This window comes from Desulfovibrio intestinivivus (genome assembly GCF_053570665.1).
Map to the genome: position 1 here is coordinate 2,114,182 of NZ_JBRBQT010000001.1, position 14,786 is coordinate 2,128,967.

The 14,786-nt window shown below is 54.7% G+C and carries 9 protein-coding genes and 1 pseudogene; 4 read left to right on the top strand and 6 right to left on the bottom strand.

Annotated features, from left to right (window positions below; genetic code table 11):
- The first annotated feature begins 190 nt into the window (after positions 1 to 190).
- From ACUZ9P_RS09090 to ACUZ9P_RS09100, 3 genes and pseudogenes are all read left to right on the top strand, one after another.
- Positions 191 to 1,699 carry an NADH-quinone oxidoreductase subunit N gene (locus ACUZ9P_RS09090; protein WP_449249459.1) on the top strand — a complete coding sequence of 503 codons (1,509 nt, stop codon included), beginning with the start codon at positions 191 to 193 and terminating at the stop codon, positions 1,697 to 1,699.
- A gap of 74 nt (positions 1,700 to 1,773) precedes the next feature.
- Positions 1,774 to 2,906, top strand: a pseudogene (locus tag ACUZ9P_RS09095) (sulfite exporter TauE/SafE family protein).
- Between the two features lie 160 nt (positions 2,907 to 3,066).
- Positions 3,067 to 3,678 carry a hypothetical protein gene (locus ACUZ9P_RS09100; RefSeq protein WP_449249460.1) on the top strand — a complete coding sequence of 204 codons (612 nt, stop codon included), beginning with the start codon at positions 3,067 to 3,069 and terminating at the stop codon, positions 3,676 to 3,678.
- 137 nt (positions 3,679 to 3,815) lie between these two features.
- On the opposite strand, the gene ACUZ9P_RS09105 is transcribed toward ACUZ9P_RS09100, so the two are convergent.
- Complete coding sequence (locus tag ACUZ9P_RS09105) at positions 3,816 to 4,910, bottom strand: NADH:flavin oxidoreductase/NADH oxidase (RefSeq protein ID WP_449249461.1); 1,095 nt, start codon at positions 4,908 to 4,910, stop codon at positions 3,816 to 3,818.
- Between the two features lie 155 nt (positions 4,911 to 5,065).
- Here ACUZ9P_RS09105 and ACUZ9P_RS09110 point away from each other — a divergent pair, with 155 nt between their 5' ends.
- Positions 5,066 to 6,367, top strand: a complete 1,302-nt coding sequence (locus tag ACUZ9P_RS09110) for a serine hydrolase domain-containing protein (protein ID WP_449249462.1) — start codon at positions 5,066 to 5,068, stop codon at positions 6,365 to 6,367.
- A 175-nt stretch (positions 6,368 to 6,542) separates the two neighbouring features.
- Here the strand turns inward: ACUZ9P_RS09110 and ACUZ9P_RS09115 are convergent, their stop codons facing one another.
- From ACUZ9P_RS09115 to ACUZ9P_RS09135, 5 genes are all read right to left on the bottom strand, one after another.
- Positions 6,543 to 7,412 (bottom strand): MBL fold metallo-hydrolase, encoded by an 870-nt coding sequence (locus ACUZ9P_RS09115; protein WP_449249463.1) that lies wholly within the window; start codon positions 7,410 to 7,412, stop codon positions 6,543 to 6,545.
- 57 nt (positions 7,413 to 7,469) lie between these two features.
- Complete coding sequence (locus tag ACUZ9P_RS09120) at positions 7,470 to 8,078, bottom strand: rhodanese-like domain-containing protein (RefSeq protein ID WP_449249464.1); 609 nt, start codon at positions 8,076 to 8,078, stop codon at positions 7,470 to 7,472.
- A 368-nt stretch (positions 8,079 to 8,446) separates the two neighbouring features.
- On the bottom strand, positions 8,447 to 10,351 hold the full coding sequence (locus tag ACUZ9P_RS09125) for a response regulator (protein WP_449249465.1): 1,905 nt from the start codon (positions 10,349 to 10,351) through the stop codon (positions 8,447 to 8,449).
- Positions 10,352 to 11,098: 747 nt separating this feature from the next.
- Entirely contained in the window at positions 11,099 to 11,737 is a 639-nt protein-coding gene (locus tag ACUZ9P_RS09130; RefSeq protein ID WP_449249466.1) for a carbonic anhydrase, read from the bottom strand.
- A gap of 303 nt (positions 11,738 to 12,040) precedes the next feature.
- Entirely contained in the window at positions 12,041 to 14,461 is a 2,421-nt protein-coding gene (locus ACUZ9P_RS09135; RefSeq protein ID WP_449249467.1) for a methyl-accepting chemotaxis protein, read from the bottom strand.
- Between the last annotated feature and the right edge of the window lie 325 nt (positions 14,462 to 14,786).

The following is a 14,786-nucleotide window of genomic DNA, read 5'->3' on the forward strand; positions in this document are numbered from 1 at the left end:
ACACCTTTGAAATGTGAAGCATTTCAAAGGTAATCTGGTCTAGACGACATCGCGGGCAGGGCGGCACGACGCTGTTTCGGCCCGCGCACAGGCAATAAATGTTTGCGCCCCCGCCGCAGGCCAGCACATGGCCTATACAGTTGGCGGACAACGTGCCTTGCGGCACAAGGGCAACACCATAGGAGCTATCATGACAGCCATATCCGTAGCGCCTCTTTCTGCCCTGCCATTGCTGAAAGAACTTTCGGCCCTGCTGCCGGAACTGACGCTCTTGGTCACGGCCATTGGCCTGCTGTGCGCCGACATGTTTTTTCCAAGGGCGCGGGCTTTTCTGCAATGGCTGACAGTCGTTGGTGCAATAACGGCTTTTGCAGCAATTGTAGCAGTTTCTGCGGGCGGCGGGAGTGTTTCTTTTGACGGAATGTTCCGCGCTGACGGTTTTGGAGCGCTCTTTAAAGCGATTTGCGTAGTAGCACTTGCTTTTACGGCGTTAATGAGCGAAAGTTTTTTTTCACATGCCCAAATGCGTCAGGGCGAATATTACTGCCTTGCAGTATGTTCAACACTGGGCATGTGCGTAATGGCCTCGGCTGGTGATCTCATTGTGCTCTATCTGGGGCTTGAGCTCATGGCCCTGCCCATTTACGCGATGGCGGCCCTGCGCACTGGCGATCCGCGCAGCAGCGAATCGGCCATCAAATATTTTTTGATGGGCAGTTTCGCGTCGGCTCTTTTGCTTTTTGGCATGTCCCTGCTGTACGGGCTTACCGGGCATACCGAGCTTGTGCAGATCGCTGCGGCACTGCCTGTTGCCGCAACCGGGCAGACCTTGCCCGCCCTGGTAGTTGCTTTGGCGCTCATGCTGGCAGGCATGGGGTTCAAGGTGGCTGCCGCGCCCTTCCACGTGTGGGTGCCTGATGTGTATGAAGGCGCGCCCACAACCGTGACCGCCTTTATGTCTGTGGCGGCCAAAACAGCCAGTTTCGCCGTGCTTGCGCGCGTACTGGTCATGGCCTTGCCGCAACTGGGCGCTCAGTGGAGCGGGGCGTTGGCCTTGATGGCCGCATTGACAATGCTTCTGGGCAATATCGCTGCCGTAATGCAGACAAGCCTTAAACGCATGCTGGCGTACTCGGCCATAGCTCACGCGGGTTATGCCCTCTTGGGACTTGCCGCGTGCACAGCCGACGGCCTGCGCGCCACGGCGGCGTATTTGACCATTTACCTGTGCATGAACATGGGTGCCTTTGCCATCATGGGCTACCTTGCCGTGTACGGGAAAAAACAGGGAAATAATCCTCTGGCTGATGCGGGTGAAGACCTGGATGACTATACAGGTCTTGCCACAAGGCATCCCACCCTTGCTGCGGCCATGCTGGTTTTTCTTTTTTCCCTGACGGGCATTCCGCCGACTGCGGGCTTTATGGGCAAATTCATGCTCTTTAAAGAAGCCTTTTCGGCAGGGTATACGGTAACGGTGCTTGTGGCTGTGATCAGCAGCACCATTTCCGCCTGGTATTATCTTGGAGTGGCACGACGCATGTACATGCAGGAGGCCCCGGCAAATCACCCCGCACCCATACAGGCAGCTTCGGGCGGTGCGGGCGTGAGGGCTGTACTTCTGTGCTGTCTGACAGGTGTGGTGTTGTGGGGCGTGTTCCCGCAGACGCTGCTTTCGTGGGTGCATGTGTTTTTTTAGGAAGCCGCCCCAACAGGGCACTTCCAGGCATTATTATCCGTTCGCTTGTGCGACGTTGATCGGGAGGAGTTGGAATGAGAAACAAGTGGGTACTTTTCGGCGTGGTGGCTTCACTTCTGGTGTTGACCGCCAGTGTCGCCTTTGCTGCTGACAGCAGCGTGCTTGCCAATGCCATCGCCAAACAGGTGGAAACGGCTCCCAATACCCTCAATATGCAGGCTGAACCCGGCTATCTCGGCATCCCCGGCGGCCCCAAGGTCAACATGATTCTGGCCTTTGGCTGGGCCTTGTGGGTGGGCTGGATTTTCTCCACCGTGGGCGCTTTTGGCGGCGTTATGGCTGGCGTGGGCCACATGACCGTGCACGGCCTTGGCGCGTATGCCAAATCTTTTGGCAAGACGCCCCTTAACAAGTCCGTCACCGACTCCGTGCGCGCCTCCAACCAGATGCTCGCCGGTCTTTCCGCTGTTATCAGCACGTTCAGCTACTACCGCATGAAGCGCCTTGTGCTGCCCCTGGGTTTTGCTCTGGGCCTCGGCTCCATCTTGGGCGCCTTCAGTGCTGTTTCTCTGACTGCCGGCAAGCTGAACTTCTCTCCTACCAGGGCTATTTTGGCCTCTTCGTGCTGCTGCTGGGCCTGTACCTGATGTGGGAAACCTCCCCCGCCGGTCAGCGTTCCAAGGCCAAGGCCAAGGAAGCCGCCAAGGCTTTTGAAGCTGCCGCCAAGTCCAAGGGCGAAGGCGTTGCTGCCCCCACGGGCGTGAAGCTCATCAAGTTCTCCCTTACCAGCTGCCAGTTCACCTTCTGCGGCGTGGAATTTGCCTTCAACCCCCTGCTGCCCTTTTTCGGCGGCGTGGTTATCGCCAGCATCGCGGCCTTTTTGGGCGTGGGCGGCGGCTTCCTGTTGGTGCCTTTCATCACCAGCGTGACCCAGCTTCCCATGTACCTGGCTGCCGGTACCTCCGCTCTGGCCGTGCTGCTCAGCATGATCACCGGTATCACCACCCTCATGCTGCACGGCGCGCTGGTGGACTGGAACCTGGTTGGTCTTGAACTGGCCGGTATTGCCGTGGGCTCCATCGTTGGCCCCTACACCTCGCGTTTCTTCTCCGAAATCTGGTTGAAGCGCCTGTTCATCGTGCTGGCCCTGTATGTCGGCACCGACTACATCCTGCGCGGCTTCTTCAACATCAAGATGTTCGGCTAGTATTTCCGGCAATGTCCGGAACATGCTGAAAACATGAAAAACACTGCATCCCCCAGGCCTGCCCACGGGGATGCAGTGTTTCCTTTTTACAACAGAATGCTAATCTGTCCGTGCGCAAGGGCGTAGAATCGCCCTGTGCGAAAAACGGAGCCGCTGAGATATGGAACAACTTCTGGTCTGGCTTGATCCTTTTTTTGTGCTGCCGTACCGCATGGTGCCGCAGCCCGAGGCAGCCTACTTTTGGGGAACAGCTATTCTTGCGCTGATTGCGGGCCTCATAGGCATTGCCACCCTGCGCATGGCCCAACGTATGCACCGCAAGCGTCTGAAAAAATTGCAGGATGACATGCGGCACTACCATGAACTGAGCGAATCAGCCTTGCAGAACTCTGGCAAGGAAGCCTTCAAGGCCGTGAACCGTCAAGGGCATGAGGCGTTTGGCTATTATTTTTCGCTCAGCAACGCCCTGTTTGTGGCTTCGCTGTGGCCTGTTCCCATTATGCTGGCCTGGATGCAGCTGCGTTTTGGCATGATCAGCCCTGAGCTGCCTTTTTCTTTGCCGCTGTTTGGCAATCAGCCGAGCATGGTCTTCTGGTTCATTCTTTTTTATATCCCGCTGCGGATGTTCAGCACCAAGACCATCACTCGTTGGCAGTTGCGTCACGGGGCGGCACCGTTGGAAACCCAGATCGTAAACAGCCCCGAGGCCAATACCGGAGCAGAACCTCAGGCCCAGCCGCAAGCGCAGGCCCACAAGGTGGACACTCCCTAGTCGGATATGTTCCGAGATTCTGCGCCGGGAGCAATCCCCGCGCGGCATTGATCTGGCTGGTCAATGCAGAAGGCCCCGCATCAAATAAAGATCGCGGGGCCTTCTGTTTTTAAGCATGCAGGTTGCAGAAATAAGGCCTACACAAAGAGTTCCTTCACGTTGTGCGGCTTGCTGCGCAGATAGGGCGACGGCCCGGCAATGGTCTGCCCCAGAGCGGCAGCGGCATGCCAGGGCCAGCGCGGGTCGTACAGCATTGCGCGGCCAATGGCCACCATGTCGGCCTGCCCTGTAACCACAATACTTGAGGCCAGTTCCGGCTCTGTGATGAGGCCCACGGCAATAACAGGAAGCTCGCTCACTGCGGCCTTGACCGCAGCAGCCAGCGCCACCTGATAGCCGGGCGCAAGGGTAATCTTCTGGTCGGGCGAAAGGCCGCCCCCGGAAACGTGTATGTACGCGCCACCAGCCTTTTCAACAGCCCTGGCAAAGACAGCGCATTCTTCCACATTCCAGCCGCCTTCGGCAAAGTCGGTGCCTGAAACGCGTACTCCCACCGGGTAATTGGCCGGAACAGCAGCGCGCACTGCCGCCAGCACTTCCAGCGGAAAGCGCATTCTGTTCTCGAGGCTGCCGCCGTAGGCATCGGTGCGGGCATTGCTGAGGGGCGAGAGGAATTCGTGCATTAGGTAGCCGTGGGCCGCATGCAGCTCAATGGCGTCATACCCGGCGCGTACGGCGCGTTTGGCCGTAGCTACAAAAGATTCTGTAAGGCGGGCAATGTCTGCCGCCGTGAGTTCTGTTGGTGTTTGATGGCCCGGCGCATAGGGCCGGGCGGAAGGAGCGCATATTTCCCACCCGCCATCTGCGGGCATGAGCGGCTTGCCACCTTGCCAAGGTAGGCCCGTAGCGCCCTTGCGTCCGGCATGTCCGATCTGAATGCCGATGGGCGTGGAAGAATAGGCACGGATGGAATCGAGCATGGCCTTGTGGGCGACTTCCTGCTCCTCATTCCACAGGCCGAGATCCTGCGGGGATATACGCCCCGGCGCTTCCACTGCCGTAGCTTCCACAATGAGCAGCCCGGCTCCGGAAACGGCAAGAGTGCCGTAGTGCATGGCATGCCAGTGCACGGGGCGGCCCTCTTCTGCCGAGTATTGATCCATGGGGGGGACGACTATCCGGTTGGGCAGTGTCAGCCCTTTGAGTTTGATGGGAGAAAAAAGTGGATTCATGGTGTCCTCCTGCTTGATTTTAATCCTAGCGGAATGCTTTTTATTTGTTAAGCGCCGAATGTTTGTGAAAAGACTGCCCGGTATTTACATCTGTGAGCAAAAATGGCTCTATCAGCAGAAATAGGGCAGGGCAGATTTGCCTGAGGGGAGGATGCGTGCAGAAGATAAAAAAAATAATGAATTTGTTTGCGGGCAAACTGGCGTCCCGGTTTGTTGCCCTGCTGATTGTTGCCCTTTGCGCCTTGGTTCCGGCTGGCAGCAGCGCGGCCAGCGCCGAAAAACCCGCCGATGCGGCTTTGGCCCAGCGGCTTGATGCCGTGCTGAACAAGGCAGTGGCCGAGGGCCGCATCGTGGGGGCTGTGGTCATGGTTGCCCGTCAGGGGCAGGTGGTCTATGCGCGGGCTGTGGGCATGGCCGATGCGGAAAAATCCACTCCCATGAGCCCGGATACGCGCTTTCGGCTGGCCTCCATGAGCAAGCCCATTGCGAGCGCCGCAGCCCTTGCTCTGGTGGAGAAGGGCATGATCGCTCTGGACGATCCCGTAACCCGCTGGATCCCCTCCTTTACCCCCGCGCTTGCGGGCAAGGCGGATACTGTCATTACCGTGCGGCACCTGCTCACGCACACTGCCGGGCTTTCTTATGGATTTTCGGAGCCGCCCGATGGCCCCATGGCGCTGGCCGAAGTTTCCGATGGACTGGATGACCCGCCCATCACGCTGGAAGAAAACGTCTGGCGGCTTGCCACGGTACCGCTTTATTATGAGCCGGGTACGGACTGGAAATACTCCCTTGCCATTGATGTGCTGGGCGAAATCGTATCACGGGCTGGCGGGGATAAGCTGCCCAACGTGGTGCGGGAGCTTGTAACCGGGCCGCTGGGTATGACGCACACGGGCTTTATGGCAGATGATCCTGACCTGCTTGCCACACCCTATGTGTGGGCCAATGGCAAGGCCCAGCGCATGGCGGAAACTGAAATTGTGCCCAACGCTGTTTCCGCAACGCGCTTTCAGCCGGGGAGGGCGCTGGACGAACAGGCCTTTCCCTCCGGCGGGGCAGGGATGGTTGGAACAGCGGCAGACTACCTGAAATTTCTCGAGGCCGTGCGAGAAAACGGCGGCTCCATCCTCAAACCGGATACCGCGAAGGCCATGACTGCCGATCAGGTCTGTCCCATATTGTCGCAAAGGCTGAGTGTAACCGCAGGTAAAACCAATGAGGTTGTTGCGCCGGGCTGGGGATTTGGTTTTGGCGGCGCGGTGCTGCTGCGCCCTGAAAAGGCGGAATACCCCGCGGGCCAGAACACCTGGAGCTGGAGCGGCGCATACGGGAGCCATTTTTTCATGGATCGCGCCAACGGGATATCCTTTGTGGCGCTTACCAATACCACGCCTACGGGTATGGCTGGGCCGTTTGCGGTTGACCTCGCACGGGCAGTGTACGGCAAAAAGTAGCCAGGGTATGAAGCCAGGGGCATGCACGCTGGCGCAAGTATTTTTGCTACTGAGTTTTCCCTTTTTTGTAATACAGCATCCTGCATTGACACATCTTTTTAAAGCCCCTTCGTCCATTCCGGCATGCCGATGGAAGAAGGGGCTTTTGTTGCTTGCGGATTGTTTACCCTTGGCCTTACATGCGGTTCACGGGCAGCTTTACAAATTGCAGGCCATTGACGGCCTTGCCGAATTTTCCTGTGCGCATGTTGGCCTGAAGGGAGGGCAATATGAGCGGCGGCACGGCCTTGCCGCTGTCGTCTGCCTTGCGTTTTGCCACAAATTCGGCCTTGCCCACTTGCAGGTTCAGCCGCACGTTGGCGGTTTTCTGCTCGCCAACCGTTGCCATGCATTGCGGGCCGCGCACGCCCTCCGGCGGGTAATCGTGCCCCACATAGATGCGCAGGTCGTCTGGCAGTGCAAAGAGCTTGCGGGAGGAATCATACGAATCCTCGGCGCTGCCGCCAGGAAAGTCGCACCGGCCCGAACCCACATCGGGCAAAAAGATTGTATCGCCCACAAAGGCCGCATTGCCCACAATATAGGTGGTGTCTGCGGGGGTATGCCCCGGCGTGTGGATGATTTTTGCGGGCATGTCGCCAATGGAGAATTCTTCATCATTTTCAAACAGATGGTCAAAGGCAGAGCCGTCTGCGGGTGTGTCATCCTGCGTTTGGAAAATGGGCGTCCAGGTGGAAATGATATCCAGCATGTGTTTGCTGATGGCTATTTTCCCACCCATTTTTTCCTTGATATAACTGGCTGCGGTGACGTGGTCGGCATGGATGTGGGTTTCAAGGATCCACTCCACCACAAAGCCCTGCTGGCGGACAAAATCAATAACTGCATCGGCAGAAACAGTGGATGTGCGGCAGGCGTGGAGGTCAAAATCCAGCACGCTGTCTATAATGGCGCAACGCTTCTGGGCATCGGTTGCAGACCAGACCACATATGTCCAGGTAGCGGTAACGGGATCAAAAAATCCGCGCACATTGGGTGCAGACATGGCGAACTCCTTTGCAAAAAAGCTAGGGTGAAAGTTCCGGCACCAAGCGAAGGCGCATTACTGGCAGCTTGCGCCGGGGCTTTTGCCAGCTCCAATGGGGCAAGCGCCGCCAGAGCAGCCCCTTTTGTTCCAGGGTGCGCGCGTGAGCAGAAGGGCCAGGCCGCACCAGTTGGTAAGGCCGGAAAATACCTGCCCGCAGCCAATAAAGAGCGCGCCGAGCAGAAAAGCCTTGTGTACAAAAAAACCCAGCAAAACGAACAGAGCCGTGAGCGCCCCGGCCACAAGGCGCACCTGCCTGTCCAGCGTGGGTGAGGTTTCGCCTGTTTTGGGCAGCGCCTGCCCTGCCGTGGGGAAGCCAGCTTCCTTGCAGGCCGCAAGGCCGCCTTCAATAACGGTTATGTCCGCAAATCCGGCTTCGGCAAATTTGGCCGCCGCCGTTTGCGCACGTCTGCCGCTGGCGCAAAGGGTATAAATGGGGGTATCTGCCAATGCCCCGCTGCGCAGGGCAACCATGTGAGGATCAAGCTCCGTCACCGGGGCCAACGTGGTCGGAAGGACGAGGCGTTTTTCCGCAAATTCCATGGGGGTGCGCACATCCACAATGAGCGCCTGCTTGAGGTCTTTTTGCCGCAGGGCTTGCGCGCTGATGCTCTTGATAGTTGTCATTATGGCCTCCTTCGGTGGATAGCCTCCGGTTGGAAGGGGATGAAGAGCCGTTCATAGCCGTATCTGTGGCTTGCCGCATATGGTGCAGTCCTGTACATGATACCTCACCATGGGCAGACTGCAAAGCAGCAAGAAGAGTGCACATAGTAGTTAGCTAACGTAAGTTCTTTTCAGGTAATCATGTTTCCGGCGGGTGCAAGGCCTGCTTGGAAAGGTTGCATTTATATAATGCGCCCTGCGGGGCTGTGATATTTGCAACAAGGTCATTTACTGTTGCGTTGCTGGCGGAAAACAGTTCAGGGGCAAGGTGTAAGGGAGGAATGAAGAATTCTTTCTGAAAAGAGGGCTTCTGACGGTCTGGCGAATTTTTAATCCGGCCCCTGCGAAGGTGAGTCCGGCGTGGTGGAAAGAAGCTGACCAAAGACTGAAAACATCTTGCTCATAATAACCGGTTTTTCCAGAAATTCGTCCATGCCGGATTCAAAGGCGTTCTGTATTTCATCGGCAAAAACATTGGCGGAAAGCGCCACAATGGGGGTGTCCACATCAAACTCCCGTATCTCGCGGGTAGCCTGATAGCCGTCCATCACAGGCATGCGGATGTCCATCATGATGATATCGTAATTGCGGCTTCTGGCTTTCTCCACTCCCTCGCTGCCGTTGAACGCCTGTTCGCACACCATGCCTTCACTTTCGAGCATTTCTTTCAGGATTTCACTGTTGATGACGTTGTCTTCGCAGATGAGGATATTCCTTCCCTTAAGTGAGACGGCGGCGCGCTGTGAGCAATTTTTTTTGTGGAAAGCGGCAATATCTGCGGCGGTAGCTTTTTTGTGGGGCAAGATCACCGTGAATGTTGTTCCCTGGCCCGGCGCAGACTTGCAGGTAATGTTGCCCCCCAAAATATCGACCAGCTTTTTCACAATGGCCAGCCCAAGCCCGCTGCCAGAGCTGGACACATGATCTTCCTGCGTGAACGGTGAATACATGCTGGCTTGAAATTTTTTGCTGATTCCCGGTCCGTTATCAGAAATGACATGGGTTACAACCAGACTGTCGTCATTTTCACCGCAGATGTCATTGCGCCATGTTATGGTGCCGCCGGGTTGCGTGTATTTAACGGCATTGTTCAAGAGGTTGACGATGATCTGCTGAACCTTGCGCGTATCGATCTGCGCATAGCAGTTGGTTGCCGTGCAGTTAAAATGCGTTATGAATGTGATGTTTTTTGCCTCCGCCTGAGGCCTGATGATGGATTCAATAATTTTTGCACTATGCGCGCCAGTACAAATTGTCGGTACAACGTCCATCTTTCCGTTGGAAAGCTTTTGCAGGTCAAGAATGTCGGAAAGAATGGCAAGCAGAAAGTTTGAACACGCCTTTATGGTGGAGAAGACCTTGGTGAGGTCAGGATCCTGGTGTTTTTTCAGTTCAAGGTCTGAAAAGCCCACAATGGTGGCAAGGGGAGTGCGCATATCGTGGCTCATGCGCAAGAGAAAGTCAGACTTTGCGCGGTTGGCCTGGCGTTCTTTCTTCAGCGCTGTATGTAGCTTGGCATTGAGATCCACTACGTCTTTGCGCAGCATGTATTCACTTGTGACATCTTCAAAACTGCCCACAAGGCCTACAATTTTACCGTCTTCATAAAGCGGGCTTTTACTGGCTACAATGTGGCGGTTTTCGCCCTTGCAAAAGCACATGCCGGGAACCCGCGTGGTGCTCTCGCCCCGCAACACTCGCAGTTCATCATTTTTGTACGGGTCAGGGTCGCTATGCCAGCCCATGTCTTCATCATTCTTGCCCAGGAGCACCTGCTCGGAATCAAAGCCGTAATACTCCAGAAATGCCTTGTTTACGCCGATAAAACGCCTTTCAGCATCTTTCCAGAAGATTGCAGCCTGCGTAGTGTCCAGAATTTTTTGCAGCAGAACCTGGTTTTGCCGGTTGTGCGCTAGGGTCTCTTTCTCCTTGGAAATGTTGACAAATGCCAGTTGCAGAACTTGTTGGGGAATAACCCAGGAGAGACTGACGCGAATCCATCTGACGTGGCCATCTTGCGAACGCAGTCTGCACTCCAGAGGCTGCACCGTCTTGCCGGATATGAACATTGCCAGCACGTGTTCTACCCTGCACACGTCGGCACTGTGCACATGCATGAGCTCACTGACGTGGAAGCACTTGCTCGCCTCGCGCCCCGATGTGCCTGTCATGGCCAGCGCCTCGCTGTTCATGTAGGTGCAGTGAAGCGTGGCAGGCCCCTGCGTGACCTTCATGCGAATGATGCCAATTGGAATATCAGACAGAGCATCGATTGGTTGCTGCTCTGCGAAAGAAATCCACAATACGCAAGCGTTGTCTTCAACGCGCTGGCAGCGGCAATCAAGGAAGCAATGCATGGTTGCGCAAAATACAGTCCATTCTTCCGCAAAATTCTGGGAGAGCGATTTGTTCAGATGCTCCCTGTTTTCGATAATTTTTTCTAATTCTTCAAAACTATTGGTTTTTATGAGTTCAGTAAATCTTGTGTTGGCGGCACTGATGGAAAATGCTTTGCCTTCAATCCGAGTTAAAAGACAACATACAATATTTGTTGAACTATTCCACTTCATGAATTGATCTGTCAGATTTTTGTTCATGGAAGTAGTCCCTTGATTGAGGCTGACTAGCTTGGAATGTATTTCAACTTAGTTAAATATAAAATTTATCTGGTGTAAATGTGAATTTTTCTTATAAATCAATATCTCTGTATCGTTGTAAAATTATAAATATATGACTGCGATTGCTGACAGGTACGCCTCAATGGTGAAAAAAAGGCATTGCGCTACGCCTTCAATACAGATCACGGATATATTGCGAACAAGTGGGCGCGTATTTGGCACATGGCATCAATGCTTGCATCCACATCGCACGATGCGAAATACTAGAACATGCATAAAAAACAGCGGATTTTCCATGGTTGGAAAATCCGCTGTCAGAGCACGTCGCAACACAAATCAGCGCATTGGCTTGCACGCTGGCCGTTATTTTTTCAGGGCCAGAAAATCGTGCTCGTCAGGGTCGTAATATTTGATTTCGCCAGATTCAATATAGTAGAGCCAGCCGTGAACGTGCAGATCGCCCGATTTTACTCTGTCGCGCACACACGGGTAAGTCATGAGGTTTTCTATCTGAAAAATGATGGAGAGTTTCTCTGTCAGGCGCAGCAGTTTATCCTGTTCAACTTCCTTGCCAAGTGCCAGTGTGGCAAGTTCCTTGGCTTTTTTGCCCAACGAAAGCCATCTTTGCGTGTGCACAAAGGCCTCGTCGCGAATGTCCTTGTACAGGGCTGCGATAGCGCCGCAATAGGTATGGCCGCAGATGATGATTTCTTCAACATTCAAGGCTGTTACGGCATATTCAATGCCTGCGGCCATGGCGTGATAGTCCTCGTCCGGCTTGTAAGGAGCCACAAAGTTTCCCACATTGCGCAGCACAAAGAGCTGGCCGGGAGGAGTGTTGGTGATAAGCGATGGAATAACCCTGGAATCGGCGCAGCCGATATAGAGCACCTTAGGGTGCTGGCCGCTGGAAACCAGTTCCAGAAGCTCATTTTCATGCTTGCAGAAGTAGTTTTTTTGGAAAAATTCATTTCCCTGAAGCAAACGTTCAACGTTCTTCATCAAATAACCTCAATGAGCCTGATGGGTTGGGGCGTGCGCAGTTGCGGGATTTTTTTTTGGCTGCTGGATTGTCTGCAATCGGAGTAGGGATTCTTTGCTTTGGCTGCTCGGCTGGCAGTTGCTGCCCTGGTCAGCGCTGGTGTCTGGTAAGGCTGGCGCTTGAACAAGCCCTTGCCGCAAACGCTCCATAGCCAGTGGGTAGGGCATCTTGTGCCAAACGTCAAGAAGAGGGTACAGGGCCCGCAAACAGCATGACTGATGCGGGCCCTGTGATATCTGAGCCTGTTCGGAGTCTACGGTAACTTATCTTTGCGACAATGCTTTCAACTCCGCTGCAAGGCGTGAAAGTTCGGCAACCGTGCCGTGCATTTCACGCGTCAGGGTATTGGTGGTTTCTGCAACATGCTTCACATCTGTAATGGCGCGGTTGATTTCTTCGCTTGTGGCGGATTGCTGTTCCGCTGCCGTTGCGATGGATTGCACGCTGTTGCTGGCACTGGCGACAATTTCCACTATCTGGGAAAGTGCGGCGCCGCTCTGGTTGGCCATTTCAGTGGCCCTGCTGACAGTGTCGGCGGTGTCGCGCATTTCCTGCATATTGCCCTTTGCCACAGATTGAATGGTGGTAATGGCCTCTGTGACTTCCTTGGTGGCCTGCATGGTCTTTTCTGCGAGTTTGCGCACTTCGTCCGCAACTACGGCAAAACCGCGTCCGGCATCGCCCGCGCGGGCAGCTTCGATAGCCGCGTTAAGGGCCAGCAGATTGGTCTGATCGGCAATATCCGAGATAACTCCCATGATTCTGCCAATGCCCTCGGTGTGGGTTTCAAGGGATTCCATTTCCTTGAGCAGGGCGCCAGTGTGACTACTGACCTCTGCAATGGCAGAAACAGCCTCATCAACAATTTCTGCGCCATGCCGGGCCTTTTGCCGTGCGTCCTCCGTCTGGTCAGCTGCGGAAGAAGCATTTTGCGCCACCTCGCGCACGGTGGAAGTCATTTCTTCCATGGCGGTGGCGGTTTCCTGCGCGCGGCCGTTTTGCGCATCCGCACCGTCCGAAACCTGCTGGAAGCGATCCTTCATCAGGCCTACGGCTTCTGTCAGGCTGTCAGCCGCCGAGCTTATGGAGGTATTCACTTCCTGCATATGCTTCATGGTGGCTTCAATTTCGCGCTCTTTCAGTACCAGGGTGGTCACATCGCGCGCAATTTCCACATAGCCGATTTTATTGCCCTGGTTGTCGCGCAGCACATCACTGAATGGCTGAATATAATGCGGATTTTCCGCAGTGCCGATATCAAGTATACGCGCCACCACAGATTTGCCGCTGCACTTGGACTGCGCAATGGGGCAGTCGTCGCTCTGGCACACTTCGGTATTGAAGTTGTCGTGGCAGAACTCCCCGCGAAGTTTTTTGATATCCTTTTCGAGCAAGGTTTCTGTGGCTTTGTTGGCGATGATAATGCGGTAGTCGTCATCCACGCCAAAGATGGGATCGGGCACGGAATCCAGCAGATTTCTGTACCCCTGCACCTCTGTGAGCATACTTTCAATCTTGTCCAGCAGCCGGTTGAACCATGACGCCAGCGCGCCAATTTCGTCCTCGGAGGAATACTTCAGGCGATTGGCCAGCACGGCTCTGTCTTCTGCAATTTCCTGAATGGTCTGGCGGATGCTCTGCACAGGCCGCAGCACTGTTATGCTGAGCACAAAGAACGTCATGACCAGCGGCACCACAAGCAGGGTAAGGAAGGCCGCCGCAAGGATGATCCCCGCGCGGCTCATTATGCCCTGCTGTTCAGACAGATCAGTGCTGAACACGAGTACGCCGATCTGCTTGTCCTTGAAATCTGTAATGGGCATGCCGGAAAGCAGAGTGGAGCCGACAATTCGGGTAGTCGATCCCTTGCGGGTTTCGTCCAGAAAGCTCTTGTCCAGTAATCCCTCAACCTTGCCGTCCTTGGTGCCGCTCACAAGAACATATGAATCGGCGACAATGGGGTGCTTTTCCTTGTTTTGCAGGCCCGTTGCAACCTTAAGGTGTTCGGCATTCATGTACAGCAGCGAGGATTCTCCCTCTCCAGAACTCAGGCCGCTCAGCACGTGCGTAAAGCTCACCAGCACTTCAACAGAGCCCAACTGGCTGCCCGTAAGGCTTGTGACAGGGGCAAGCCCCCGGATTTCAAAACCGCCGCTGCCGATTTCGACCCCGCAAAGGGCTTTGCCGTTCTTGTTTACGTCAAGCACGGTGGGTCGGAAGGTCGAAAGATCGTCTGAAATATCAACCCACTTGTCCCCACGTTTGGTCTGTTTGTCGCGCCACAGGCGCGCAAAGCTCCGGGCCGGGGGAAAGTGGTAGTGTATCTGCGGCTTTTCGCCGATAACCGCCTTGAATCCGTCCAGCATGGGAGCGAGGGATGCGCGCAGCATTTCCCGCCCTCGTTGGGCGGCGGCGCTGTTTTCATCGTTAATGTCGCCTTCCATGGCTGTTCTGTAGGCGGCCTCAACCTCGGGCAGCCTGCTCACCAGCGCTGCCATGCGCATGGCCTGTTCGCTGCACAGTTCAATGGCCTGCGTCATCTGCGAGGAGCGAGCTTCGACCAAAGTCTGTATATTCGTTTCGTTAAGTCTTTCAAATTGCTTTTGAATGACAAAATAACAACAAATGCCGATAGCAAGTGTGATGCCAGCTATGGGGATGCAGACTTTTGCACGTAATTGCATCAGAGTTCTCCATATGCAATAGTTTAACATACTATCGCGTGCTTGTGAAAAAACTTTAGGCTTGTGACAGGTTGTGTAAAAAGACAAAGATCCAAGCGCCATTATTTGCTAACAAATAGCATAAGGCGGAGTATCTTTGCTCAGAACACAAGACGAAATGATACCATAACAGTGTGAAAAAAACAAGTTCCCAGATGATATCGTTTAATAATGAGAAATTATTCTCAAAATTGCCATTCCGATAATTTTGCGGGATCGTTTTTTTTGAAAACAGGGAGTGTAAATCTAAAAGCAGGAAACTGATAGTCGAAGATTCCAACTGGTG

Coding starts and splice junctions, on each gene's coding strand:
- ACUZ9P_RS09130 (WP_449249466.1), bottom strand. CDS start 11,737: ATGAAGAACGTTGAACGTTTGCTTCAGGGAAATGAATTTTTCCAAAAA.
- ACUZ9P_RS09120 (WP_449249464.1), bottom strand. CDS start 8,078: ATGACAACTATCAAGAGCATCAGCGCGCAAGCCCTGCGGCAAAAAGAC.
- ACUZ9P_RS09100 (WP_449249460.1), top strand. CDS start 3,067: ATGGAACAACTTCTGGTCTGGCTTGATCCTTTTTTTGTGCTGCCGTAC.
- ACUZ9P_RS09125 (WP_449249465.1), bottom strand. CDS start 10,351: ATGAAGGTCACGCAGGGGCCTGCCACGCTTCACTGCACCTACATGAAC.
- ACUZ9P_RS09090 (WP_449249459.1), top strand. CDS start 191: ATGACAGCCATATCCGTAGCGCCTCTTTCTGCCCTGCCATTGCTGAAA.
- ACUZ9P_RS09115 (WP_449249463.1), bottom strand. CDS start 7,412: ATGTCTGCACCCAATGTGCGCGGATTTTTTGATCCCGTTACCGCTACC.
- ACUZ9P_RS09135 (WP_449249467.1), bottom strand. CDS start 14,461: ATGCAATTACGTGCAAAAGTCTGCATCCCCATAGCTGGCATCACACTT.
- ACUZ9P_RS09105 (WP_449249461.1), bottom strand. CDS start 4,910: ATGAATCCACTTTTTTCTCCCATCAAACTCAAAGGGCTGACACTGCCC.